Genomic DNA, 26713 nt, shown 5'->3' on the forward strand with positions numbered 1-26713 from the left:
ATAGGGCCAGCACTGGCAACGCTGATTACAACCCCTCCAGCTCCGCCATCAGGTCGCTCAGGCGATCGACCTTCTCCTCGCTGATTTCACTGCTCGCCAGGCCGTCGATGTACTGCGCCAGCTCCTCCACCGTGCTGCACTCGAACATCGCCCGCAGCGGCACGTTGCGTTGCAGGGTTTTCTGCACCCGCGAGGCGATCTGCGTGGCCAGCAGCGAATGCCCGCCCAGCTCGAAGAAGTTGTCCTGGACCCCGACCCGCTCGACCTTGAGCACCTCGGCCCAGATAGCGGCCAGGGTCTGCTCCAGTTCGCTGCGCGGTGCCAGGTAGTCCTGGCTGTGCAGTTGGCCGATCTCCAGGGCCGGCAGGGCCTTGCGGTCGAGCTTGCCGTTGGCGTTGAGCGGCAGGCGCTCCAGCCACAGCCAGTGCAGCGGCACCATGTATTCCGGCAGTTCGACGCGCAGGCGTTGCTTGATGCGCTCCAGGCGTTCGTTCGGATTCAGGGCCGAATCGCTGGCAACCAGGTAGCCCACCAGATGCTTGCCGTTGACGCCTTCCTGCACGCCGACCGCCGCGTCGCGGACTTCCGGCTGTTCGTGCAGGCGGGCTTCAATTTCCCCCAGCTCGATGCGGTAGCCACGGATCTTCACCTGATGGTCGATCCGCCCGACGTACTCCAGCACGCCATCGGCGCGGCGCCGTGCCAGGTCGCCTGTGCGGTACAGGCGTTCGCCCGGGGCACCGAACGGATGCGGCACGAACACCTGCGCGGTGCGCAGCGGATCGCTGACATAACCACGGCCGACCCCGGTACCGGCGACGCACAGCTCGCCCACCGCGCCCAGCGGCACCAGCGCCAGCGCGCCATCCAACAGGTACAGGCGGTTGTTGTCGGTCGGCGTACCGATCGGCAGGTAGCTGCCACGGGTCGAAACCATGTCGACGCGGTAGAAGGCCACGTCATCCGAGCACTCGGCCGGACCGTAGGCGTTGACCAGGCCGATCTGCGGGTAACGCAGCAACCATTGGTGCGCCAGCTCCGGCGGCATCGCCTCGCCGGTCGGCAGCATCCAGCGCAGGCCATCGAGGTCGATGGACTCCTGGGCGAGCATGCCCTGGATCAGCGACGGCACGCTTTCCAGCACGCTGATGCCCTGCGCCTGCACATGGGCCAGCAAGCCTTGCGGATCATGGGCGATGGCGTTCGGCACGATGTCCACCCGCGCGCCGAACAGCGGCGCGGCGAGGAACTGCCAGACCGAAATGTCGAAGCTCTGCGACGCGGTCTGGGCGATCACATCGGCCTCGCTCAATTGCAGGTATGGCACCTTGCTCAGCTGGTTGTTGAGCATGCCGCGCTGCTCGACCATCACGCCCTTGGGCAGGCCGGTGGAGCCCGAGGTGTAGATCACATAGGCCAGGTTGTCCGGGCCGCTGTAGAGGCCCGGGTTGTCCTGCGAATGATCGGCCGCTTGCACCTCCTCCCACACCAGCAAACGTGGTCGGTTGGCGCAGGCGAATTCGTCGAGCAAGGCTTGCGCCTGTTCCTGGCAGGCCGCGGTGCACACCAGCAACGGCGTGCGGCTCAGCTCGATGATCCGCCCCAGGCGCTGGCCCGGCAGGCCCGGGTCCAGCGGCAGGTAGCCGGCGCCGGCCTTGAAGCTGCCGATGATCATGCCCAGCAGGTCCAGGCTGCGCTCGGCCAGCAGGGCCACCGGCTGGTCCAGGCCCACGCCGTTGGCGATCAGGGCGTGGCCCAGGCGGTTACTGCGCTGGTTCAGTTCGGCATAGCTGTATTGCAAGTCCTGGCAACTGGCGGCGATGCGTTGCGGATGCGCCGCCACCTGGGCCTCGAACAGTTCGACGTAGCTGCGCTGCAGCGGGTACTCATGCTCGCTCTGGTTGCAGCCGGCGAGCAGGAAGTCCTGCTCTGCTGCGCCCAGCAGCGGCAGCTCGGCCATGTCGCCATGGAAGCCCTGCACCAGCGCCAGCAGCAGGCGCTTGAACTCGCCGAGCAGGCGCTCGATGGTCGCTTGCTCGAAGTAGCGCTGGTCGTAGGACAGGTGCAGCCCCAGGTCATCCCCCGGGTAGCACACCGCGGTCAGCGGGAAGTTGGTGTGGGTGCGGCCGGAATCCGAGGTGGCGTTCAGGCTTTGCGCGCGGTCCAGCACCGAGACTTCCACCGGTGCGTTCTCGAACACGAACAGGCTGTCGAACAGCGGCTGGCCCTTGGGCAGTTCGCTGTTTTCCTGGATCGCCACCAGCGGCAGGTATTCGTACTCGCGCAGCTCCATGTTGCGTTCCAGCAGGCTGCTGAGCCATTGACGCACGCTCAGGCGCTGGCCGTCCTCCGGCAGCTGCACCCGCAGCGCGATGCTGTTGATGAACAGGCCGACGGTGCGCTGCATCTCGGGCATTTGCACCGGACGCCCGGCCACGGTGACGCCGAACAGCACGTCTCGATCGCCGCTCAGGCGCCGCAGGACCAGGGCCCAGGCCGCCTGGGCGAAGGTGTTGACGGTCAGCTGATGCTGCTGCGCCAACTCGCGCAATTGCGCGCCGTCGCGGGCATCGAGCCGGGTGTAGCAGTCACCGACGATCATGCCGCCGCTGTCGCCGGCGTGTTCGCGCAGGAACGGCCGATCGCTCGGAATCGGCGTGGTGCGCTCGAAGCCTTGCAGGTTGTTTTTCCACCACTGGCGCGCCTCGGCCAGGCTCTGGCGTTGCAGCCAGCCGATGTAGTCGCGGTAGCGTGGCGGCACGCTCAGCTGGGCTTCGCGACCTTCGCCCAGGGCGGTGTAGATCTCGAAGAAGTCGTTCATCAAGAGCGAACGGCACCAGGCGTCGATCAGGATGTGGTGGTTGCTCATCATGAACCAGTAGCGCGCGGCCCCCACGCGGATCAGCCGCAGGTGGAACGGTGCCTGGCTGAGCAGATCGAAACCGGCCTCGCGCTCGCTTTTCAGCAGCGCCTGCAGCTTCGGTTCCTGCTCGTCCTGCGCGACAGCGCTCCAGTCCAGGAACTCGATCGGCGTGCTGCCCGGCTTGTGGATAACCTGCAGCATGTCTTCGCCGACGTTCCAGCAGAAGGACGCGCGCAAGGCTTCGTGACGGGCCACTACCGCCTGCCAGGCCTGGGCGAAACGCGCCGGGTCCAGCTCGCTGTTAATGCGGTAGCGGTCCTGCATGTAGTACAGGCCGGTGCCCGGCTCCAGCAGGGTGTGCAGCAGCATGCCCTCCTGCATCGGGGTCAGCGGGTAGACGTCCTCGATGGCGCTGGCCGGCACCGGCAGCGCGTCCAGTTGCGCCTGGGTCAGGCGTGCCAGGGGGAAGTCCGACGGCGTCAGGCCGCCGGCATCGTCCTCCAGGCAATGGGCGATCAGGCTGTGCAGTTCGCCGAGGTAGGCCTGGGCCAGCGCGTCGATGCTCTGCACATCGAAACGCTCGCCGCTGAAGGTCCAGCGCAGCACCAGCTCGCCGGCGTAGACCTGGCTGTCAATGCTCAGCTCGTTGGGCAGCGGCGCTTCCGGCGAATGGGCGGCGCCCACCGGCTCGTCCAGCGGACGGAACAGCGCGTCGCTGGCAAAGCTCTGGTCGAACTGGCCCAGGTAGTTGAAGGTGACCGGCGCCTGCGGCAAGGCCGCCATGCCCTGCTGGATCGCCGCGTCGGCCAGGTAGCGCAGCACGCCATAACCCAGGCCTTTATGCGGCACGGCGCGCAGTTGCTCCTTGATCGCCTTGATCGAGGCGCCCTGCCCGGCCGCCGCTTCGATGGCCAGCGGGGTCAGGCGCAGCGGGTAAGCGCTGGTGAACCAGCCGACCGTGCGGGTCAGGTCGATCTCGTCGAACAGGGTTTCGCGGCCGTGGCCTTCCAGTTGGATCAGCGCCGACGCTTCGCCGGTCCAGCGGCACAGCACGCGGGCCAGGGCCGTCAGCAGCAGGTCGTTGACCTGGGTGCGGTAGGCGCTCGGCGCCTGTTGCAGCAGCTGCCGGGTGCGCTCGGCATCCAGTTTCACGCTGACGGTCCGCGCATGTTTGTTCTGCCGCCCGCCATGGGCGTGCTGCACCGGCAGCGTCGCCGCCGGGCCAGCCAATTGGTCCTGCCACCAGCTCAACTCTTCGCGCAGCGACTCGCTGCCGGCATAGGCCTGCAGGCGTGATGCCCAATCGCGCAAGGCGCTGGTTTTCGCCGGCAGGCGCGGCGTCTGCTGAGCTTCAAGCTGACGGTAGAGGTTTTGCAGATCCTCCAGCAGCACCCGCCAGGACACGCCGTCGACCACCAGGTGGTGGATGGCGATAAACAGGCGTTGCTGCGCATCCGGACCGTCCACCAACAACGCGCGCAACAGCGGTCCGTTGGCCAGGTCGAGGCTGCGCTGCGCCTCGGCGAACAGCGCCGGGCATTGCTCCATGGAAGCCACGCGCAGCTGCATCAGCAGTGGTGCCTCGGACAGTGGCTGGTGCTCGGCCCGCCATTGGCCGTCGACCTGGGTGAAGCGCAGGCGCAGGGCGTCATGCTGGGCCAACACCGCGTGCAACGCTTGCTCCAGCAACTGCCCGTCGAGCACCTGGGTCGGCGCCAGCAGCAGCGCCTGGTTCCAGTGCTGACGCTCGGGGATCGCGCTGTCGAAGAACCAGTGCTGGATCGGCGTCAGGCCCGACTCGCCGCTGAGCAGGCCTTGCTCGGCGACGATCCGCTCGCTGCGGCTGGCCACCGCGGCCAGGGTCTGCACGGTCTGATGCTGGAACAGGTCCCGCGGGCTGAAATGAATGCCCAGCTGACGGGCGCGGCTGACCACCTGGATCGACAGGATCGAGTCGCCGCCCAGTTCGAAGAAGTTGTCGTGCAGGCCGACCTGCCGCAGGTTCAGCACGTCGCACCAGACCTGGGCCAGGGTCTGCTCCAGCTCGTTGCTCGGCGCCACGTACTGCTGGCGGTTGAGTTCCAGGTCCGGCGCCGGCAAGGCGCGGCGGTCGAGCTTGCCGTTGGCGGTCAGCGGCATGCTCGCCAGCAGGACCAGGTGGGTGGGCACCATGTAGTCCGGCAGGTGGATTTTCAGCTGGGCCTTGATCGCCTCGCGCAGGGCCGCCTGTTGCTCGTCGCCCTGCTCGGCAACGTCGCTGACTAGATAGCCGGCCAGCTGTTTGCCGCCCGGCATGTCCAGGGCCAGCACCACCGCTTCGCGCACGGCGTCATGTTCCAGCAGGCGGTTTTCGATTTCCCCCAGCTCGATACGGAAGCCGCGAATCTTCACCTGATGGTCGACCCGGCCGATGTATTCCACCTGGCCATCGACGCACTGGCGCACCAGGTCGCCGGTGCGATACAGGCGCCCGCCTTTAGCGCTGAACGGGTCGGCCACGAAACGCTCGGCGCTCATGCCCGGACGCTGGTGGTAACCCTGGGCCAGGCCGGCCCCGCCGACATACAGCTCACCGGTGGCGCCTTGCGGCACCAGGGCCAGATCGGCGTCGAGGATGTAGGCCACGCGCTCCCCCACCACCGTGCCGATCGGCACGCTGCCAGCGCCCTCTTCCAGTTGTTCCGGCGCCAGGCTGGCCAGCGGCATGACCACGGTTTCGGTCGGGCCGTAGGCGTTGAAGAACAGGCTCGGCTTGAACGCCGCGCGAATACGGCTCAGGTGTTCGCCGGTCAGTGCCTCGCCGCCGGTGATGCACGTGCGCACCGGCAGGGTCTGGCCCTGGGTCGCCAGCCACCGCGCCAGCTGGCTGCCGTAGCTCGGGGTGAAGCCGAGGATGTTGATGCGGTGCTCACGGATCAGCTGGCAGATCTCTTGCGCATCCCACTGCCCCTGCGCCCGCAGCACCACCTGGGCGCCGCTGAGCAGCGGCACCAGCAGGCGCTCGGTGGCGGCGTCGAAGTTGATGGAATAGAAGTGCAGCTCGCAGTCGTCCGGCCGCATGCCGAAGCGCTCGATCACCGCGCGGCAGTGCATGGCGATCTCGCCATGGGACACCACCACGCCCTTGGGCTTGCCGGTGGAGCCCGAGGTGTAGATCAGGTACGCCTGATGTTGCGGCAGGCTGATAAAGGGCAGCTCGCCAGCCGGGTAGTTGGCCAGTTGCGCGCCGTCCTCTTCCAGGCACCAGCGCGCCACGCTGGCTGGCAACTCACCCAAAGCCTGGAACATCGCCGCGTCGCTGAGCAGCAGGCCGATACCACTGTCTTCAATCATGTAGTGCAGGCGGTCCAGCGGGTATTCCGGGTCCAGCGGCACATAGGCGCCGCCGGCCTTGAGGATCGCCAACAGGCCGACGACCATTTCCAGCGAGCGCTCCAGGGCCAGGCCGACCCGCACCTGCGGGCCGACGCCACGCTCACGGAGCATCCAGGCCAGGCGGTTGGCGCGGCTGTCGAGCTCGGCGTAGCTCAGGGTCTGCCCGACGAACGTCAGGGCCGGCGCGTCCGGGCGCAGCAGCGCCTGTTCGCTGAACAGGTGGTGGATGCACTGGTCCAGGCGGTGTTCGCCGGGCTCGACGCCCAGGCTGTCCAGCAGTTGCTGTTGTTCGACGCGGTCCAGCAGCGGCAATTCGCTCAGGCGCCGCTCGGGGCTCTCTATCAAGGCCGCGATCAAGGCCTCCAGCAGGTTGCGCCAATGCGCCGCCATGCGCGCGATGCGCGGTTCGTCGAACAGGTCGGTGCTGTAGGTCAGGCAGCAACCCAGGCGATGATCGAGGTCGGTGACTTCCAGGTTGAGGTCGAACTTGGTGGCCCGCGCATCGTTGGCCAGGTACTCGACCGTCATGCCGGCCAGGCTGCGGCTCTGCTGGAACTCCCAGCGCTGGACGTTGCACATCACCTGGAACAGCGGGTTGTAGGCGGCGCTGCGCGGCGGCTGCAAGGCCTCCACCAGGTGGTCGAACGGCAGGTCCTGATGGGACTGGCCTTCGATCACGGTGTGCCGCACCTGCTCGAACAGATCAAAGACGCTCATCTGCCCGTCGAGCTGGCAACGCAGTACCTGGGTGTTGAGGAAGGCGCCGATCAGCCCTTCGCTTTCCGGACGGATGCGGTTGGCCACCGGCGCGCCGATGCGCAGGTCGGTCTGGCCACTGTAGCGATAGAGCAGCACGGCCAGGGTCGCGGTCATGGTCATGAACAGGGTCAGGCCGTGTTCGGCGTTGAAGCGCCGCACCCGTGCCGCCAGTTCGTCGCCGAGGTCGAAGCGGTACAACTCGCCCCGGTGGCTCTGCACCGGCGGCCGCGGCCGGTCGCCCGGCAGTTCCAGCAGCGGATGTTCGTTGCCCAGTTGCGCGGTCCAGTAATCCAGCTGGCGCTGACGCTCGCCGGACTCCAGCCACTGGCGCTGCCAGACGCTGTAATCCAGGTACTGCACCGGCAGCGGTTCCAGCGGCGAGTCGCGGTCGTCGATAAAGGCTTCGTACAACGCGCTCAGCTCACGGGCGAAGATGTCCATCGCCCAGCCTTCGGTGACGATGTGGTGCAGGGTCAGCACGAAGTAGTGCTCCTGCTCCGCCGCCTTGACCAGGCAGGCGCGCAGCAGCGGACCGGTTTCCAGGTCGAACGGCCGGTGCGCCTCGCTGTCGGCCAGCTGTTGCAGGCGTTGCTCGCGGCTCGCTGCATCCAAACTGGAGAAATCCTTCCAGCCCATGCGCACGCCGGTTTCCCCATGCACCCGTTGTTGGGCCACGCCGTCGACGCTGGGGAAAGTGGTGCGCAGGGTTTCGTGACGCAGGATCAGCGCCTGCAGCGCCGCCTCGAAACGCCCGACATCCAGCACGCCCTTGAAACGCGCCATGCCACCGACGTTGTAGGCCGGGCTGTCCGGCTCCATCTGCCAGAGGAACCACATGCGCTGCTGGGAATAGGACAACGGCACAGGCTGGCTGCGATCGACCTTGGCGATCGGCGGCTGCTGGTTGCGCTTGCCGGCTTCCTGGATCAGCCGCACCTGCTCGGCGAAGTCGCCCAGCTCGCTGGCTTCGAACAAGGCCCGCAGCGGCAACTCGACGTCGCAGGCCTGGCGGGTGCGGGAAATGATCTGCGTGGCCAGCAGCGAGTGGCCGCCCAGGGCGAAGAAATCATCGCGCAAGCCAATGCGCTGCTGCCCCAGCACCTCGCGCCAGATCGCCGCGATCTGCTGTTGCAACTCAGTGACGGGTTCGACGTGTTCACGCACCTGCCATTGCGGTTCCGGCAAGGCGCGGCGGTCGAGCTTGCCGCTCGGGCTCAGGGGCATGGCCGAAAGAAGCATCAGTTGCGCCGGCACCATGTACTCCGGCAGCTCATTGGCCAGGGCGGTTTTCAGGCGCGCGGTCTGCGCACCCTCCTCCTCCCCATCCGCGCTGGCGGTGTAATAACCGATCAGCTGCGCACCGGCCGCGGTCTCGCGCACCAGTACCGCCGCCTGGGCCACGCCCTCCTGGGCCAGCAGGCGCGCTTCGATTTCCTGGGGTTCGACGCGAAAGCCGCGCAGCTTGACCTGCTGGTCGAGACGCCCGAGGTATTCCAGCGCGCCATCGGCCGCCCAGCGCACCCGGTCGCCGGTGCGGTACAGGCGCGCGCCGTCGCTGCTCAGCGGATCAACGACAAAACGTTCGGCGCTCAGCCCCGGGCGCCCGAGGTAACCGCGGGCCAGGCCGACCCCGGCAATGCACAGCTCGCCCGGCACGCCGGTCGGTACCGGGTTGAGGTCGGCGTCCAGCACCCGGCAGATCACGTTGCCCAGCGGACGGCCGATGGGCGAACGCTGGCCATCGACACTGCGGCAATGCCAGTGGGTAACGTTGATCGCGGTTTCGGTCGGGCCGTAACGGTTATGCAGTTGAGCGTTCGGCAACTGCTCCAGCACCCGGTCGCGCAATTCGGCCGGCAAGGCTTCGCCACCGGAGAACACCCGGCGCAGGCTGCTGCATCCGGCGCTCAGCGGCTCCTCGACGAACAGCTGCAACAGCGGCGGTACGAAGTGCAGCGTGGTCACGCCGTATTGCTGCACCAACTGGGCGATGCGATGCGGGTCGCGGTGTTCGCCCGGCGCGGCCAGCAGCAGGCGGCAGCCGGTGATCAGCGGCCAGAAGCACTCCCACACCGACACGTCGAAGCTGATCGGCGCCTTTTGCATCAGCACATCGCTGGCGTCCAGGCGGTAGCTGTTCTGCATCCACTGCAAGCGTTCGCTCAGGGCCGCGTGGGTGTTGCCCACGCCCTTGGGCTGGCCGGTGGAGCCGGAGGTGTAGATCACATAGGCCAGGTTGTCGCCGTGCAGGTGCAGGCCCGGCGCATGGCTCGGCCAGCTGTCGAGCTTGAGGCTGTCCATGGCGATGGCGCTGACGCCCTCGGCCTGGGGCAGGCGCTCGAGCAGCTGGGTCTGGGTCAGCAGCAGCTCGACGCCACTGTCGGCCAGCATGTAGGCCAGGCGCTCGGCCGGGTAGTCCGGGTCCAGCGGCACATAGGCGCCGCCGGCCTTGACGATCGCCAGCAGGCCGATCAACAGCTGCGGCGAACGCTCGGCGGCGATGGCCACGCAGACATCCGGGCCGACCCCTTTGTCGCGCAGGTAATGGGCCAGGCGGTTGGCCTGGACATGCAGCTCGGCAAAGCTCAGCTCGCCGCCCTGCCATACCAGTGCGGTGCGTTCCGGGGTCTGCTGCAGTTGTGCCTCGAGCAGCTCGGGCAGCCATTGGCTGGCCGCCGCGCACGGGGCTTCGCTCCACTGTTGCTGCTGCGCCTGCTCGCAGGGGTTGAGCAACGGCAGGTCGGCGATGGCGATTTGCGGACGCGCGCAGGCTTCGCGCAGCAGGCTGACGAAATGCTCGGCCAGGCGCTCGACGGTCGCGGCCTCGAACAGTTCGCTGGCGTAGTCGAACGACAGGCTCAGGCGGCCGTTGCGGTCTTCTTCACTGTGCAGTTGCAGGTCGAACTTGGCCTCGCGGCTGTGCCACGGCAACTCCTCGGCCAGCAGCCCGGGCAGCCGGCGCAGGGCGCTGAGGTCGCGCTGCTGGTGGTTGAACATGACTTGGAACAGACCCTGTTCGCGGGCCTGGGGGAAGGCTTCGAGCAGTTGCTCGAACGGCAGGTCCTGATGGGCCTGGGCCTGCAGCGCGACCTGGCGGGTCTGCGCCAACAGATCAACGAACGGCAGGCGCCCGTCCACCTCGGCGCGCAGCACCAGGGTGTTGATGAAGAAGCCGATCAGGCCCTGGGTTTCCAGGCGCGGACGGTTGGCGTTGGGCACGCCGATACGGATGTCGCGCTGGCCGCTGTAGCGATGCAGCAGGCTCTGGAACGCCGTGAGCAACAGCATGAAAGGTGTGGATTCATGGGCCTGGGCGGTCTGGCGAATGGCTTCGCTCAAGCTCGCGCCCAGGCGCAGGCTGTGCCGCGCGGCGCTGTGTTGCCGTTGCGCCGAACGCGGGTGATCGGTGGCCAGGCTCAGGCTCGGGTGCTCGTCACCCAACTGCTGTTTCCAGTAGGCCAGTTGCCGTTCGCCTTCGCCCTGGGCCAGCCACTGGCGCTGCCAGCTGCCGTAGTCGGCGTACTGCAACGGCAGCGGCGCCAGGCTCGCCGCCTGGCCTTGCACGGCGGCGGCATACAGGCGCGAGAACTCGTCGATCAGCACATTCAGCGACCAGCCGTCGGCGATGATGTGGTGCAGGGTCACCAGCAGTTGGTGTTCCTCGTCGTCGAGGCGCACCAGGGTCACCCGGAGCAGCGGGCCTTGTTCCAGGTCGAACCGGGTACGGGCCTCATCCTCACGGATCTGTTGCGCCCGCGCCTCGCGCTCGGCCGCCGGCAGGTCGCTGAGGTCGATCACCTGCAGGTTGAATTCGCTGGCGGCTTCGACCTGTTGCAGCGCCTGGCCGTCGCGCTCGAAAAAGCGCGTGCGCAGGGATTCGTGGCGTTCGATCAGTTGCTGGAAGCTGGCGCGCAGGGCGTCTTCGTCCAGCTCGCCACGCAGGCGCAGGCCACCGGGAATGTTGTAGGCGCTGCTGTGCGGATCGAGCTGCCAGGTGATCCACAGGCGGTTCTGCGCCAGGGACTGGGGCAGCGCCTCGGTACGCGACAAAGCGTTGATCGCGCCCTGGGCCAGGCCGCCATCCTGTTGCAACTGGGCGACCTGTGCAGCGAACGCGCCGAGGGTCGGCGCCTCGAACAGCAGGCGCAGGTTCAGCTCCAGGCCGAGTGCTTCACGCAGACGCGCGACGACCTGGGTCGCGGCGATGGAGTTGCCGCCCAGCAGGAAGAAGTGATCGTCGCTCGCTACTTGCTCGACTTGCAGCTGTTCGCGCCAGATGCGGCCGATCAGCTCTTGCAGTTCGCTGGTCGCTTCGCCGCTGGCCTCGCCGGCCACAGCTTGGCAACTAGGAAACTGGGCGTAACTGTCGAGGCTGCCATCGGCCAGGCGGTTGCGGCAGGCCGAACGTTGCAGCTTGCCGCTGGACGTCTTGGGCAAGGCGCCGGGATTGAGCAGGACCACCACGCTCGGCGCTTGCTGATAGGCCTCGGCCACGGTCTGGCGAATCAGCTTGATCAGCGCGTCCGGCGTGAGGATCTTCTGCACGCTGCGGCTGATTTCCGCGGCGATGCCGATGCCTTCCTGGCCCTGCTCGGTGACGGCGAACGCCGCGACCCGGCCCTTGCGCACCACCTCGACCTCACGCTCGATGGTCTGCTCGATGTCCTGTGGATAAAGGTTGTGCCCACGCACGATCAGCATGTCTTTCAAGCGGCCGGTAATGAACAGCTCGCCATCGCGCATGAAACCCAGATCGCCGGTGCGCAGCCAGGTCCGGCCGGCATGCTCGACGAAGGTCTTGGCCGTGGCCTCGGGGTTGCGCCAGTAACCATGGGCGATGCTCGGGCCGGCAGCCCAGACTTCACCGACCCGGTTCTCTTCCAGCTCGGCCAGGGTATTGGGCTCGACGATCAGCACCGCGTGCTCGGGCTGGCTGGTGCCGCAGCTCATCATGGCGTTGCCGGTGCCCGGCTCGGCGCGGTTCTGCGCCAGGGCCTGCTCGTCCAGGCGCAGGGCCGGGATGCCCTGGCCACGGGTGCCGCCGGCGACAAACAGGGTGGCTTCGGCCAGGCCATAGGAGGCGAAGAAATGATTCGAGGTGAAACCGCAGGCGGCGAACTTCTCGGCAAAGCGTTCCAGGGTGTCCAGGCGTATCGGCTCGGACCCGGAATAGGCCACGCGCCAGCGGCTGAGGTCCAGGCGTTCCAGGGCCGACTCGCTGACCCGCTCGCTGCACAGGCGGTAGGCGAAGTCCGGGCCACCGCTGATGGTGCCGCCGTATTCGCTGATCGCCTCCAGCCAGCGCAACGGCCGGCCGAGGAAATACGCCGGCGACATCAATACGCAGGGCACGCCGCTGAAGATCGGTTGCAGCAGGCCGCCGATCAGGCCCATGTCGTGGTACAGCGGCAGCCAGCTGACGATCACGTCGTCGGGGTTGAGGTCGATACCGAAGCCGCGGCGGATCAGCAGCTCGTTGGCCACCAGGTTGCCGTGGCTGACTTGCACACCCTTGGGCAAGGCGGTGGAGCCCGAGGTGTACTGCAGGAAGGCGATGTCGTCGCCCCGCAGTTCGGTGGCGCTCCAGCCTTCGGCCAGGCTCGCCACCAGGGTGTCCACGCAGAGCAGTTGCGGCGCGTCGGCACCTTGCAGTTCGTCCATCTGCGACAACGATTCGCGCAGCCCGCTGCTGGTCAGCAGCAGCCGCGGCTCGGCGTCGGCGATGATCGAGATCAGCCGCTCCTGGTGATGGCGTCGGCTCGACTCCGGTGGATAGGCCGGCACCGCGATAACCCCGGCATACAGGCAGGCGAAAAACGCCGCGACATAGTCCGGGCCGCTGGGGAACAGCAGCACCGCGCGATCGCCCAGACCGGCATTGGCCTGCAGCGCGGCGGCGATGGTCCGGGCACGCAGATCCAGGTCGCGATAACTGAGGACCACGCTCTGATCCTGCTCTTCGGCAAGGAAGCGCAAGGCCACTTGATCGGGGGTCTGAGCCGCCCGGCGTTGAAGGGCTTGAGCCAGAGTGCTGGGGAGTTCGAACGCGTCCATCATGGGGTTTCCTGCGCGGATTGTGCTTGCACGTAGAGCCGCGGGAAAAAACCGCGACCGTTACATAAACCTTTGAAAAATAAAGGCCCCTGCCCTCGGAATGGGACATCTGGAGAGCGCTGTGGCGGGATTTTTCACCCGGAACCTTTCTCCAATGAGAACGGATGGCGTCTTGAAATAATTAGTCCGCACTCTGCCCTCGAACCCCTTCACAACGTGCGACAACGAGCCGCAGTTCTCACTCTGCACCAAAGATGCTCATTAATTCTCTTTCTCAATTGACAATCATTATCATTCAACATAATTTGTCGCTCGATGTGTAAGACGAATCTGAAATTTCTGTCGTCCTACTAACCCTTTTGCAGCAAGGTGATTTCCATGACGGAACAAGTATCCACAAGCAGGTGCGATTCACCGCTACTCCAGGCCTTTGTCGACAACCGCCTGATCCTGGTCAAGATCGCGGCGCGCATTACCGGCTGTCGTTCCCGTGCCGAAGACGTGGTGCAAGACGCGTTCTTCCGACTGCAATCGGCGCCGCAGATCACCTCATCGTTCAAGGCGCAGTTGAGCTATCTGTTCCAGATCGTGCGCAACCTGGCGATCGACCACTATCGCAAGCAGGCGCTGGAGCAGAAGTATTCGGGCACTGAAGAAGAGGGTCTGAATGTGGTCGTGCAGGGAGCGTCGCCGGAAACCTCACACATCAATTTCTCGACCCTGGAACACATTGCCGACGCGCTGACGGAGCTGCCCAGCCGCACCCGCTATGCCTTCGAGATGTATCGCCTGCATGGCGTGCCGCAAAAGGACATCGCCAAGGAACTCGGGGTCTCGCCGACACTGGTGAACTTCATGATTCGCGATGCGCTGGTGCATTGCCGCAAAGTCTCGGGCAACCGCGCCGACACCTACGCCCGCCACTGATCCGCGCCGCACGCTACTCCCGCACCTGATCGCGATAGCCACCGTCAGCCACGGCGCTACCGCGAACAGGAACGCTCCCGCCAGATATTCTCGACCGCCTGATGCCGTCCGTCCCCCCGCCCCTGCGCCAGAATCAGCAAGGCGGCGCGCTTGTGGGAAAAATCGAAGGCTCTCCCACAATGCAGACAACGCTCCTGCTGCTCGAGCCTCTGGCCCGCGTCCTCGGCCAGCCATTCGCTCGGCCCGTGGTCGAGGCATAACGAATGCACCAGGGTCGATAACCAGCCGGCCATCCACTCGTCACGCCACCCTTCTTGCCCACGCAAGGCTTGCAGCACCTCGCTGCCCGCTGGCGGCAGTGGCGTGCCAGACCCGCAGCTGGCACCGCTCGTTTCAATACCGGCCAGGCGCAGCGGTTGCAGGCCAGCGGGATCGGCGGCGCAACGGCAGGTATCGGCAACGGCCACAGCGGACAGCGTATCGAGAGAGGACATGGCACGGACTCAGCGTCATCAGTGTTCAACCAAGTGACGTGAGCCGCACAGGGAAATTTAGGCAAGCCGCCTTGCCGGCGGCTTCATTTGGCCGGTGGCATGACCACGATGCGGTAGGGATCGAAGATCTTCAGCAATTCACCGCTGTCGCGCAGGCGCCCCAGCAACTTGGCGAAGTTTTCGCCGCTGATCGGCGCCATGGGGCGAATCAGCGCGTAGTGGTGGTAGACCTGATCGATCCGATCGGAGGCGAACAATTGCTGCGCCGTGTCGGTATTGTGCGAAAGGAAATCACTGAGGTAGGAACGGGTCACCAGCGCAATGTCGGCACGACCGCGCAGCACCATCAGCAGGTTGCTGTCGTGGGAATAGGTCAGGGTCGCGTTGTAGGTGTCGGCCAGGTACTTGGGGTCGGCATTGAAGTTGGCGAACGCGTAGTGGTAACCGCTGAACAGGGCCAGGCGCTTGCCCTTGAGGTCGGCGAAATACTCCTGGCCGCGGCCGGGCTCGCGCTGGGCGGTGAAGATCTCGGCATCTTCCAGGCCCATGTCGACGCTGGTGTGGGGAATGTTCTGCCAGCCCCAGGCCGGATTCTCGAAAATCGCCATGTCGACGCGGCCTTGCTCGAAATCGCGAAAACGCCGGGGAATCGAGGTCGGCACCAGTACGAATTGGTAGTCGCTCTGCAGCGCGTTCAAGGCGTCCACCAGTTGCGGCAGCAGCCCGGTGTCGGCGCCCTGCTCGGGACGCACGGTATAAGGGGGAAAATGCGCCGCCCCCACGCGTACCAACTGCGCAGCGCAGGCCGGAAAAACCGTCAGGGTGGCCAGGCCCCACACCAGCACTCGCAAAGCCGTCCGCATTGGCGAAGACATCAAGGCAACTCACCTCAAGATAAAGAAACAGGGCAATGCCATTAAAACTAGGCGGTTTCCCTGGCTTCAACAACTTTCCACTGAAGAATTAATTACTTGCAGGAGGCCTACGGCTCCTTGAGCACCAGGGTTAGCGCTTCCTCGGCCAGTTGCTCGAGGGTCATGCTGCCCTCGGCGCGAAACCAGGTGGTGGTCCAGGACAGCGCCCCGGTGAGAAAACGCCGGGTAATGAACACATCGCCCTTGATAAAGCCGGCCTCCTTGGCCTCGCCCAGCACCTGCAACCAGATCCGCTCATAAATGTCGCGCAGCGCCAGGACGTCGGCCTGGCCCTGGGCCGACAACGAGCGCCATTCGTAGACCAGCACCGCCATGGCCTCGCCGCTGCCGCCCATGATCGATTGCAGCTCGCAGCGGATCAGCGCCAGCACCCGCTCGCGCACGCTGCCGGCCTCGGCCAGTTCGGCGCGCATCAGGGCGGTGTTGTAGTGGATGGTTTCCTCCATCACCGCGCGCAGGATGTCGTCCTTGCTCTTGAAGTGATGAAAGATGCTGCCGGACTGGATGCCCACCGCGCTGGCCAGGTCGCGCACCGTGGTGCGCTCGTAGCCTTTGTTGCGAAACAGGTGAGCCGCGGTTTGCAGCAGCTTGCCGCGGGCGCTGTCCGGATCGGTCAGTTGCCCGTTGGCGACCAGCTGGCGCATCACCAGCAAGGCTTTTTGCTCGTCCACGGCCTCTCTCCTACATTCGCTCGATCGTTATGCGGCGCAGCCCCCTGAAACAGGGAGCTTGCGCGCGCAATTTAAGCCCGCTTGGACGACCAAGCAAGCGCTTGGGAAGAAGATATTTCCGACGTTTACAAACCAAGCGCTTGCTTGGTAGTCTCGATCCAGTTCTGTCATCGCGTCTTTTATCGAGAGCCCCAGCCATGACCAAGACCCTTCGCATCGGTTGTGCCAGCGCCTTCTGGGGCGACACCTCGAGCGCCGCCGCGCAACTGGTGGAGGGCGGCCACCTGGATTACCTGGTGTTCGACTACCTGGCCGAGATCACTCTGTCGATCATGGCCGGCGCGCGGATGAAGGATCCCACTGCCGGATACGCCACGGATTTTGTCGAGGTCTTGAGCCCGCTGCTGGGCGAGATCGCCCGGCAGGAGATCCGGGTCATCAGCAACGCCGGCGGGATCAACCCGCAGGCCTGTGCCGCGGCCCTGCAAGCGGCCTGCGACCAGGCCGGCGTAGCCCTGAAAATCGCCGTGCTGCTGGGCGACGACCTGCAACCCCGCTTCAAGCAACTGAGCGGCAGCGGCATTCATGAAATGTTCAGCGGCGCCCCCTTGCCACCGATGTGCGTGTCCACCAATGCCTACCTCGGCGCCCCCGGGATAGTCGAAGCCCTGAAACTGGGCGCCGACATCGTCATCACCGGTCGCGGGGTCGACAGTGCGGTGGTCAGCGCCGCGCTGGTGCATGAATTCGGCTGGTCCTGGCACGACTACGACAAACTGGCCCAGGCCGCCCTCGCCGGGCACATCATCGAATGCGGCGCGCAGTGCACCGGCGGCAACTTCACCGACTGGCGCGACGTGCCGGACTACGAACACATCGGCTTTCCCATAGTCGAGGTCAGCGCCGACGGCCAGTTCGTGGTGAGCAAGCCCGAAGGTTCCGGTGGCCTGGTCACACCGCTGACTGTCGGCGAACAACTGCTCTATGAGATCGGCGACCCACGGGCCTATCTGCTGCCGGACGTGGTCTGCGACTTCACCCAGGTCAAACTGCGCCAACAGGGCAAGAATGCGGTCAGCGTGCACGGCGCCAAGGGCCTGCCGCCGACCGGCCAGTACAAGGTCAGCGCCACTTACCCGGACGGTTTCCGCTGCACCGCCAGTTGCCTGATCGCCGGCATCGACGCGGTGGCCAAGGCGCGCCGGGTCAGCCAGGCGATCGTCGACAAGACTGCGCAAATGTTCGACCAACGCGGCTGGGCACCCTACAGCGAAGTCAATATCGAACTGCTCGGCAGCGAAGCCACCTATGGCCCCCATGGTCAGCGCCAGGACAGCCGCGAAGTGGTGATCAAGCTCGCCGTGCGCCATCCGGACAAACGCGCGCTGGTGCTGTTTTCCCGGGAGATCGCCCAGGCCGCCACGGGCATGGCCCCGGGCCTGACCGGCATCGTCGGCGGCCGGCCCACGGTCTATCCGCTGATCCGCCTGTTCTCGTTCCTGATCGACAAAAGCGCTTGCACTCTGGAAGTCGAGATGGCCGGCCAGCGCCACCGGGTCGAGCTGCCCGAGCTCGACAGCCTCGACGCCAGCGCCCTGCCCGCACCCCATGCCGTGGCCAGCCCCGTGGGCCGCGCCGACGCCAGCGTGGCGCTGGTCAAGCTGGCGGTGGCGCGCTCCGGCGACAAGGGCAACCACAGCAATATCGGGGTCATGGCGCGCGCCCCCGAATACCTGCCGTGGATCGCCGAGGCCCTGACACCCGCCGTCGTGGTGGACTGGATGAGCCATGTGCTGGACCCGGTGCATGGCCGGGTCCAGCGCTGGTACCTGCCGGGCACCCACAGCCTGAATTTCCTGCTGGAGAACGCCCTCGGTGGCGGCGGTGTCGCCAGCCTGCGCATCGACCCGCAGGGCAAGGCCTTCGCCCAGCAGTTGCTGGAAATCCAGATCCCGGTGCCGCAGAGCATCGCTGATGCCGTCAACTGAAGGAGGCTTTTCGTGGGCTACGACTCGATTTTCAAACCCGACCTGTTCGCCGGCCAGACCCTAGTCGTCACCGGCGGCGGCAGCGGCATCGGGCGCTGCACCGCCCATGAACTAGCGGCCCTTGGCGCCCGGGTGCTGCTGGTGGGGCGCAAGGCGGACAAGCTGCACAAGGTGGCCGCGGAGATCGCCGAAGACGGCGGCCAGGCCAGCGGGCATGCCTGCGATATCCGCGACGAGGACGCGGTCAAGGCCCTGGTCAGCGAACTGATCCGTGACCACGGGCCGCTGCATGGCCTGGTCAACAACGCCGGCGGGCAGTACCCCTCGCCCCTGGCCTCGATCAATCAGAAAGGGTTTGAAACCGTGCTGCGCACCAACCTGGTGGGCGGCTTTCTCATGGCCCGGGAAGTCTTCAACCAGTCCATGAGCAAGCACGGCGGCAGCATCGTCAACATGCTCGCCGACATGTGGGGCGGCATGCCCGGCATGGGCCATTCCGGCGCCGCGCGTTCGGGGATGGACAATTTCACCAAGACCGCCGCGTTCGAATGGGGCCATGCCGGGGTGCGGGTCAACGCCGTGGCGCCGGGCTGGATCGCCTCCAGCGGCATGGACACCTACGAAGGCGCGTTCAAGGCGGTGATCCCGACCCTGCGCGAACACGTACCGCTCAAGCGCATCGGCACCGAGTCGGAAGTCAGCGCCGCCATCGTCTTCCTGCTCAGCCCGGCGGCGGCCTTCATCAGCGGCAGCACCTTGCGTATCGACGGCGCCGCCAGCCTCGGCAGCCGTGCCTGGCCGCTGCACAAGGCGTCCCACAGCGAGTCCTACAACGGCTTCCACCGCGCCTACCTGCCGGACGTGCTTAAGGACGAGCCACTCAAGGACGGGAAATAAGCCATGCCAGTCATACAGTCCCAGCTCGATCCCCACGGCCCGCAGTTCCAGCAGAACCGCGAGGCGATGCTGGCCGGCATCGCGCAGATCCGCCAGCTGGAACAGAACCTGCTGGCCAAGGCCGCCGAGGCCAAGGCGAAATTCGAAAAGCGCGGGCAACTGCTGCCCCGCGAACGCCTCAATCTGCTGCTCGACCCCGGCGCGCCCTTTCTCGAACTGGCGAGCCTGGCCGGCTACAAGCTGCACGACGACAAGGATGGCAGCCAGGCCGGTGGCGGGTTGATCGCCGGCATCGGCTACGTCAGCGGCGTGCGGGTGCTGGTGGTGGCCAATAACAGTGCGATCAAGGGCGGCACCATCTCCCCCAGCGGCCTGAAAAAATCCCTGCGCCTGCAACAGATCGCCATGGAAAACAAACTGCCGGTGGTGACCCTGGCCGAGAGCGGCGGCGCCAACCTCAATTACGCAGCGGAGATTTTCGTCGAAGGCGCGCGCAGCTTCGCCAACCAGGCGCGCATGTCGGCCATGGGCCTGCCGCAGGTCACCGTGGTCCATGGCTCGGCCACCGCCGGCGGGGCCTACCAGCCGGGGCTGTCGGATTACGTGGTGGTGGTGCGCGGCAAGGCCAAGCTGTTTCTCGCCGGCCCGCCATTGCTCAAGGCCGCCACCGGCGAGGTGGCCACCGATGAAGAACTGGGCGGCGCCGAGATGCATGCGCAGGTGGCCGGCACCGCGGAATACCTGGCGGAAAACGACGGCGACGGCGTGCGCATCGTGCGGGAAATCCTCGCAGCCCTGCCGTGGAATGCCCGGCTGCCGCTGCAGCCACCCCGGCCTTATGCGGAGCCGCTGTACCCGATCGACGAGCTGCTGGGGCTGATTCCCGACGACCCGAAAAAGCCGTACGACGCCCGGGAAATCATCGCGCGCATCGCCGACGGATCGAACTTCCTCGAGTTCAAGGGCGAGTTCGACCAGCAGACCCTCTGCGGCCATTTGCAGATCCAGGGACGCCCTTGCGGTTTTATCGGCAATAACGGGCCGATCACCCCGAAAGGCGCGAGCAAGGCCGCGCAGTTCATTCAGTTGTGCGACCAGAGCGGCACCCCGCTGCTGTTTTTCCACAACACCACCGGTTTCATGGTCGGTACCGAGTCGGAGCAGCAGGGCGTGATCAAGCACGGTTCCAAGCTGATCCAGGCGGTGGCCAATGCCCGGGTGCCGAAGCTGACGATCGTGGTCGGCGGCTCCTACGGCGCCGGCAACTACGCCATGTGCGGCCGCGGCCTGGACCCGCGCTTCATCTTCGCCTGGCCCAACAGCCGCACCGCGGTGATGGGCGGCGCCCAGGCCGGCAAGGTGCTGCGCATCGTCACCGAGGCCAAGCACGCCAAGCAGGGCCAGGCGGCCGATCCGCAGATGCTGGATATGCTGGAACAGGTCACGGCGCAGAAACTCGACAGCCAATCCACGGCCTTGTATGGCAGCGCCAACCTGTGGGACGACGGGCTGATCGACCCACGGGATACCCGCACCCTGCTGGGTTATCTGCTGGATATCTGCCACGAGGCGCAGGTGCGTCAGCTACAACCCAATAGCTTCGGCGTCGCCCGGTTCTGACCTGTAGCCGCTGCCGCAGGCTGCGATAAGGCTCGAAGGGTCTTCGAGGGCCTCCAGAGCACGTCCCCTGCGGGGCCGATCGCAGCCTTCGGCAGCGGCTACAGGGACAGCGAGCAGTTCCGCAACGACGGTGTTTTCGGCCTGCGGCAGCGGCTACAGGGGTAACAAGGTTCAGGGATTGCGTCACTCAATTTGAGGAGAACAATAAAAATGATCTTCACCCAGGAACATGAAGAACTGCGGCGCACGGTGCGCAATTTTGTCGAGCGCGAGATCAACCCGCATGTCGAGGAATGGGAAAAGGCCGGGCGCTTTCCGATCCACGAGATTTTCCGCAAGGCCGGCGAACTGGGCCTGCTGGGCATCTCCAAGCCGGAGAAGTTCGGCGGCATGGGCCTGGACTACAGCTACTCGATCGTCGCCGCCGAAGAGTTCGGCACCATCCATTGCGGCGGCATCCCGATGTCCATCGGCGTGCAGACCGACATGTGCACCCCGGCCCTGGCGCGCTTCGGCTCCGACGAGTTGCGCGAGGAGTTCCTGCGCCCGGCCATCAGCGGGGAAATGGTCGGCTGCATCGGTGTCTCCGAAGTCGGTGCCGGCTCCGACGTGGCCGGGCTCAAGACCACCGCGCGCAAGGACGGCGACGACTATGTGATCAACGGCAGCAAGATGTGGATCACCAACTCCCCCAGCGCCGACTTCATCTGCCTGCTGGCCAACACCTCGGACGACAAACCCCACGTCAACAAGTCGCTGATCATGGTGCCGATGAACAGCCCCGGCATCAGCCTCAGCCCGCACCTGGACAAGCTCGGCATGCGCAGTTCGGAAACCGCCCAGGTGTTTTTCGACAACGTGCGCGTGCCCCAGCGCTATCGCATCGGCCACGAAGGCGCGGGTTTCATGATGCAGATGCTGCAATTCCAGGAAGAGCGGCTGTTCGGCGCGGCCAACATGATCAAGGGCCTGGAGTATTGCGTCGACAGCACCATCGAGTATTGCAAGGAGCGCAAGACCTTCGGCAGCGCGCTGATCGACAACCAGGTGATCCACTTCCGCCTGGCCGAGTTGTCCACCGAAATCGAATGCCTGCGGGCCCTGGTTTACCAGGCCACCGAGCAATACGTGCGCGGTCAGGACGTCACCCGCCTGGCGTCCATGGCCAAGCTAAAGGCCGGGCGCCTGGGCCGAGAAGTCAGCGACAGCTGCCTGCAATACTGGGGCGGCATGGGCTTCATGTGGGACAACCCGGTGGCCCGCGCCTACCGCGACGTGCGCCTGGTTTCGATCGGCGGCGGTGCCGACGAAATCATGCTGGGTATCATCTGCAAACTCATGGGCATCCTGCCGGGGAAAAGAAAATGAGCCGCCTGCCCGCCTGCGAAACCCTGCTGCTGGCGCCCCGTGGCGGCGTCCTGCACATCACCCTCGATCGCCCGGACAGCCGCAACGCCATGAGCCTGCACATGGTCGCCGAACTGCGCGCGGTGCTGGCGGCGGTACGCGATGACCGCGGCATTCGCGCCCTGGTCCTGAGGGGCGCCGGCGGGCACTTCTGCGCCGGCGGCGACCTGAAAGACATGGCCAGTGCCCGTGCCCAGGGCGCCAGTGCCTATCAGGAACTGAACCGGGCGTTCGGCACACTGCTCGAGGAAGCCCAGCACAGCCCGCAGGTGCTGATCGTGCTGCTGCAGGGCGCGGTGTTGGGTGGCGGCTTCGGCCTGGCCTGTGTCAGCGATATCGCCATCGCCGATCATCAGGCGCAATTCGGCATTCCGGAAACCAGCCTCGGCCTGCTGCCGGCGCAGATCGCGCCGTTTGTGGTCAAGCGCATCGGCCTGACCCAGGCCCGTCGGCTGGCCCTGACCGCCGCGCGCTTTGATGGCAACGAAGCCGAACGGCTGGGCCTGGTGCATTTTGTCGAAGACGGCCCGGAGGCCCTGGCCGAGCGCCTCGATGAGGTGCTGGCCCATGTGCTGTGCTGCGCGCCCGAGGCCAACGCCGCGACCAAGGCCCTGTTGCTGGCCAGCGCTGAAGAACCGCTGGCGCCGCTGCTCGATCGCGCGGCGGAACAGTTTGGCGCCGCCGTCACCGGTGCCGAAGGCATCGAAGGAACCATGGCCTTCGTGCAGAAACGCAAACCGGCGTGGGCCTCATGAGCCCCATCGCGAGCAAGCTCGCTCCTACCGGTCCGTGACTGGCCTACGCCTTTGTAGGAGCGAGCTTGCTCGCGAAATGCCCGACCAAACACCACCGATCTCAGGAAACCACCTCATGCCCGCCTTCAGCAAAATCCTGATCGCCAATCGCGGTGAAATCGCCTGCCGCATCCAGCGCACCGCCCAAGCCCTGGGTTATCGCACCGTGGCGGTGTTCAGCGATGCCGACGCCGATGCGCTGCATGTGCGGATGGCCGACGAGGCGGTGCGTATCGGCCCGGCGGCGGTCCAACAGTCCTACCTGAACAGCCAGGCGATCCTTGACGCGGCCCGGCGCACGGGCGCCGACGCGCTGCATCCCGGCTACGGCTTTCTGTCGGAGAACGCCGAGTTCGCCAACGCCTGCGAGGCAGCCGGCATCACCTTTATCGGCCCCAGCGCCGAGGCCATCGAATTGATGGGCAGCAAGCGCCTGTCCAAGCTGGCGATGCTCGCGGCGGGCGTCCCCTGCATCGCCGGTTATCAGGGCGCGGAACAGGACGATGCGACCCTGCAACGCGAAGCCGAACGCATCGGCTACCCGCTGATGATCAAGGCCAGCGCCGGTGGCGGCGGACGCGGCATGCGCCTGGTGCAGCGAGCCGATGAGCTGCTGGCCCAGGTGCGTACCGCGCGCTCCGAGGCGCTGCACGCCTTCGGCAGCGACGAGTTGATTCTGGAGCAGGCGCTGATCGAACCGCGGCATGTGGAAATCCAGGTGTTCGGCGACCGCCACGGCCAATTGATCTACCTCGGCGAGCGCGATTGCTCGATCCAGCGCCGTCATCAGAAAGTCGTCGAGGAAGCGCCCTGTCCGGTGATGACCGCCGAGCTGCGCCAGGACATGGGCGAGGCCGCCCTCAAGGCCGGCCGGGCGGTGAATTATGTCGGTGCCGGCACCGTGGAATTTCTCCTCGATGCACGGGGGCAATTCTACTTTCTGGAAATGAACACCCGCCTGCAGGTCGAACACCCGGTCACCGAAATGATCACCGGCCTGGACCTGGTGGCCCTGCAACTACAGGTGGCGGCCGGTCAACCGTTACCACTGCGCCAGGAACAGGTCGAACTCAAGGGCCATGCCATCGAAGTGCGGCTGTATGCCGAGGACCCGGCGCAGGACTTCCTGCCACAAACCGGCCAGGTACGGCGCTGGGAACCGGCGCTGGGTGCCGATGTGCGTATCGATCACGGCCTGCTGGAAGGCCAGAGCGTCAGCCCGTTCTATGACCCGATGCTGGGCAAACTCATCGCCCACGGCGCCACCCGCGAAGAAGCGCGTCGCAAGCTGTTGCGCGCGGTCGAGGACACGGTGCTGACGGGCGTGGCGAGCAACCAGAAGCTGTTGGCGAACCTGCTTCGCCATCCCGGTTTTGCCAGCGGCGAATTCAGCACCGCCTTTATCGCCGAACATTTCGCCGACGATCCAAGCCTGCACCCCCAGTCGCCAAGAGGTGCCGAGCTGGCCCTGGCCGCGGCACTGCTTTATCAGCACGCGGCCCAGCGTCACGGCACGGCGCTGGCCGGCTGGCGCAACAACGCCAGCGTGCCGCTGCACTATCGCCTGGACTCGGGTGAAGCCGTATGGAACCTTGAACTGAATAACCAGGCCGGAACGCTGCGGATTCAACACGCCGACCAAGGCTTCGAGGTACAGCTGCTGGAGACGGATGGCCGCTGGGCCTGCGCGACCATCGACGGTATCCGCCGCCGCTACGCCTACACCCTGGAAGCCGGGCAGCTCTGGCTGTTCACCCGTCCTGGCAGCCTGCACCTTCAAGACCTGAGCCACGCGCCGATCGCCAGCCAGGCCGGCGCCCACAGCGGCATGCTCAAGGCGCCCATGGACGGCGCCATAGTCGACGTACTGGTCAGCGAGGGCGCGACCGTCAGCAAGGGGCAATTGCTGCTGGTGCTGGAGGCAATGAAAATGGAGCATCCGCTGAAGGCCGGGATCGATGGCGTGATCAAGCGGCTGCAGGTCAATCTCGGCGATCAGGTGAAAAACCGCCAGATTCTGCTGGAGGTGGAATAAGCCGCTAGGCGCAGACGTCGGGTTTGGCTACGCTCAAGCCTCATCGGGATGTTGAAGCTGGAGCCTGTGATGCCCCACTGGTTGGTAATTGATCTGGAAGCCACCACGGACGAAGGAGGCTGGCCGCTGACCGACATGGAAATCATCGAGATCGGCGCCACCCTGGTGAACCGCGAAGGGCGTGAACTGGACCATTTCCAACGCTTCGTGCGCCCGCTGCGGCGGCCGATGCTGACACCGTTCTGCCGTGAACTGACCCACATCACCCAGGCCCAGATCGACGGCGCCCAGCCGTTGAGCGAAGTCTGGCCGCTGTTCGAACGCTGGCTGGGCCAGCATCACACGCGCCTGGAGGGCTGGGCCAGCTGGGGCGACTACGATCGCAAGCAACTGCTGCAGGAGTGGCAACGCTCGCAACTGCACAGCGCCCTCGCCCAACTGCCGCACATGAACCTCAAGCAACGCTTCGCCAAGGCCCGCCGCCTCGAACGACCGCTGGGCCTGAACGGCGCACTGCAACTGGCCGGGCTGCAGTTCACCGGCCAGCAGCATCGCGCCCTGGAAGATGCCCGCAATACGGCGCGTTTATTGCCTCTGATTCTTCCCGGCTGATCCGTCCGCGCAACAGGTGACGCATCTGAAGGCCTTGTGCATACTGGCCGGCCTTTTTGACCCCTTTTTGAGGAATCGCCCATGTTTAAAGTCAACGAGTACTTCGACGGCACCGTCAAGTCGATTGCCTTCGGCACGGCCGAAGGTCCCGCCACCATCGGCGTCATGGCTCCGGGCGAATACGAGTTCGGCACGGCTCAACGGGAAATCATGCACGTGGTTTCCGGCGCCCTGACCGTCAAGCTGCCTGACAGCAACGACTGGGAAACCTTTGCCGCCGGCAGCCAGTTCAACGTACCGGCCAACAGCAAGTTCCAGCTGAAAGTGGCCGTCGACACCGCCTACCTGTGCGAATACCGCGGCTGATCCCTCCGGGAGCTGATCCTCGGCGATAAAAAAATGCCCATATCTGGCGATACGGGCATTTTTCGTTTCAGCGCCACCGACTATTCCAGCACCGTGACCGGCATGCCGACTTCCAGGCGGCCAATGCCATCGTTCACCAGGTTCTGCCCGAACATCGCCCCGCCTTCTTGCGCCCGGTACTGCTGCAGCGTGGCCAGCGGTTCACGGTCGGCGCTGCGCTCGCCGGTCTGCGGATCGATGGTGGTGAGAATGCAACGCGCACAAGGCTTGACCACCCGAAACTCGATATCGCCGATGCGGATGCGTTTCCAGCCATCTTCGGCGAAGGCCGGGCAGCCCTCGATCACCAGGTTCGGGCGAAAGCGCAGCATTTCCAGGGGACGGCCGACACGACTGGACAGGTCTTCCCGGGAGGACTCGCCAATCAGCAACAGCGGAAAACCGTCGGCGAAGGCCACCTGATCGTCATCCTTGCCGTAACCGGCCTGAGTGGTGCGCGCACGCTCCGGGGGGACCTGTACCAGGCGGGTCGGCTTGCCGATGAAATCGCTCAGCCAGGCATGGGCTTCGTCGCCGGCATCCGGTACGCGCAGGGTATCGCGCCAGATGGTCACGCCACGTAACGGGGCATCCGCACCAGGCAGTGGCACATCGAGGGATGGGTAGCCGGGAGCACTGAGGGTCAGCCCTCCCTCGGCGTTCCAGAGCGCCGAAAGCTGGCTCATGTGCGGGACCGCACGCTGGGTCAGGAAGCGTCCGCTGGGCTCATCGACCAGCATCCAGCGTCGATCTCCCTCCAGCCCCAGCCTGTCCAGCGCGACCTGTTGCAGGGACTCGCCCTTGCCGGATTTCAAGGGGTATCGATAAAGCGCGCTGAGACGCATGGCCAGCTCCCGGGTGGCAAAGAAAGCAACCT

General features: G+C 65.8%; 14 protein-coding genes. 9 read left to right on the forward strand and 5 right to left on the reverse strand.

What is annotated here, in order from left to right:
- Positions 1-25: 25 nt before the first annotated feature.
- Entirely contained in the window at positions 26-13054 is a 13029-nt protein-coding gene (locus tag AC3RCP_RS22465) for a non-ribosomal peptide synthetase (RefSeq protein ID WP_492571791.1), read from the reverse strand.
- Between the two features lie 375 nt (positions 13055-13429).
- On the opposite strand from AC3RCP_RS22465, the gene AC3RCP_RS22470 reads away from it, so the two are divergent.
- Positions 13430-13978, forward strand: a complete 549-nt coding sequence (locus tag AC3RCP_RS22470; RefSeq protein WP_007922891.1) for an RNA polymerase factor sigma-70 — start codon at positions 13430-13432, stop codon at positions 13976-13978.
- Between the two features lie 56 nt (positions 13979-14034).
- Here the strand turns inward: AC3RCP_RS22470 and AC3RCP_RS22475 are convergent, their stop codons facing one another.
- From AC3RCP_RS22475 to AC3RCP_RS22485, 3 genes are all read right to left on the reverse strand, one after another.
- On the reverse strand, positions 14035-14472 hold the full coding sequence (locus AC3RCP_RS22475) for a pyoverdine biosynthesis protein (RefSeq protein WP_492571792.1): 438 nt from the start codon (positions 14470-14472) through the stop codon (positions 14035-14037).
- 83 nt (positions 14473-14555) lie between these two features.
- Complete coding sequence (locus AC3RCP_RS22480) at positions 14556-15347, reverse strand: substrate-binding periplasmic protein (RefSeq protein WP_053262128.1); 792 nt, start codon at positions 15345-15347, stop codon at positions 14556-14558.
- 107 nt (positions 15348-15454) lie between these two features.
- Positions 15455-16078 (reverse strand): TetR/AcrR family transcriptional regulator, encoded by a 624-nt coding sequence (locus AC3RCP_RS22485; RefSeq protein ID WP_101338683.1) that lies wholly within the window; start codon positions 16076-16078, stop codon positions 15455-15457.
- A gap of 197 nt (positions 16079-16275) precedes the next feature.
- On the opposite strand from AC3RCP_RS22485, the gene AC3RCP_RS22490 reads away from it, so the two are divergent.
- From AC3RCP_RS22490 to ppnP, 8 genes are all read left to right on the forward strand, one after another.
- Positions 16276-18066, forward strand: coding sequence for an acyclic terpene utilization AtuA family protein (locus AC3RCP_RS22490; protein WP_492571793.1), 1791 nt, complete (start codon positions 16276-16278; stop codon positions 18064-18066).
- Between the two features lie 12 nt (positions 18067-18078).
- Positions 18079-18963, forward strand: a complete 885-nt coding sequence (locus AC3RCP_RS22495; RefSeq protein ID WP_085531656.1) for an SDR family oxidoreductase — start codon at positions 18079-18081, stop codon at positions 18961-18963.
- Positions 18964-18966: 3 nt separating this feature from the next.
- A complete protein-coding gene (gene atuC / locus AC3RCP_RS22500; protein ID WP_492571794.1) occupies positions 18967-20583 on the forward strand; it encodes a geranyl-CoA carboxylase subunit beta in 1617 nt (538 codons plus the stop codon).
- Positions 20584-20793: 210 nt separating this feature from the next.
- Positions 20794-21951 (forward strand): citronellyl-CoA dehydrogenase, encoded by a 1158-nt coding sequence (gene atuD / locus AC3RCP_RS22505; RefSeq protein ID WP_007930006.1) that lies wholly within the window; start codon positions 20794-20796, stop codon positions 21949-21951.
- On the forward strand, positions 21948-22745 hold the full coding sequence (locus tag AC3RCP_RS22510; RefSeq protein ID WP_492571795.1) for an enoyl-CoA hydratase/isomerase family protein: 798 nt from the start codon (positions 21948-21950) through the stop codon (positions 22743-22745). Before atuD ends, AC3RCP_RS22510 begins: the two co-directional genes overlap by 4 nt.
- Positions 22746-22860: 115 nt before the next feature.
- Complete coding sequence (locus tag AC3RCP_RS22515; protein WP_492571796.1) at positions 22861-24819, forward strand: acetyl/propionyl/methylcrotonyl-CoA carboxylase subunit alpha; 1959 nt, start codon at positions 22861-22863, stop codon at positions 24817-24819.
- 69 nt (positions 24820-24888) lie between these two features.
- Positions 24889-25431 carry a 3'-5' exonuclease gene (locus AC3RCP_RS22520; RefSeq protein ID WP_007930003.1) on the forward strand — a complete coding sequence of 181 codons (543 nt, stop codon included), beginning with the start codon at positions 24889-24891 and terminating at the stop codon, positions 25429-25431.
- A gap of 81 nt (positions 25432-25512) precedes the next feature.
- Positions 25513-25797: a pyrimidine/purine nucleoside phosphorylase gene (gene ppnP, locus AC3RCP_RS22525; RefSeq protein WP_007930001.1), complete on the forward strand. Its 285-nt coding sequence runs from the start codon at positions 25513-25515 to the stop codon at positions 25795-25797.
- An 80-nt stretch (positions 25798-25877) separates the two neighbouring features.
- Here the strand turns inward: ppnP and AC3RCP_RS22530 are convergent, their stop codons facing one another.
- A complete protein-coding gene (locus AC3RCP_RS22530; RefSeq protein ID WP_062825103.1) occupies positions 25878-26681 on the reverse strand; it encodes an MOSC domain-containing protein in 804 nt (267 codons plus the stop codon).
- Positions 26682-26713: the final 32 nt, after the last annotated feature.

The organism is Pseudomonas sp. GW822-FHT05A08 (assembly GCF_058800485.1).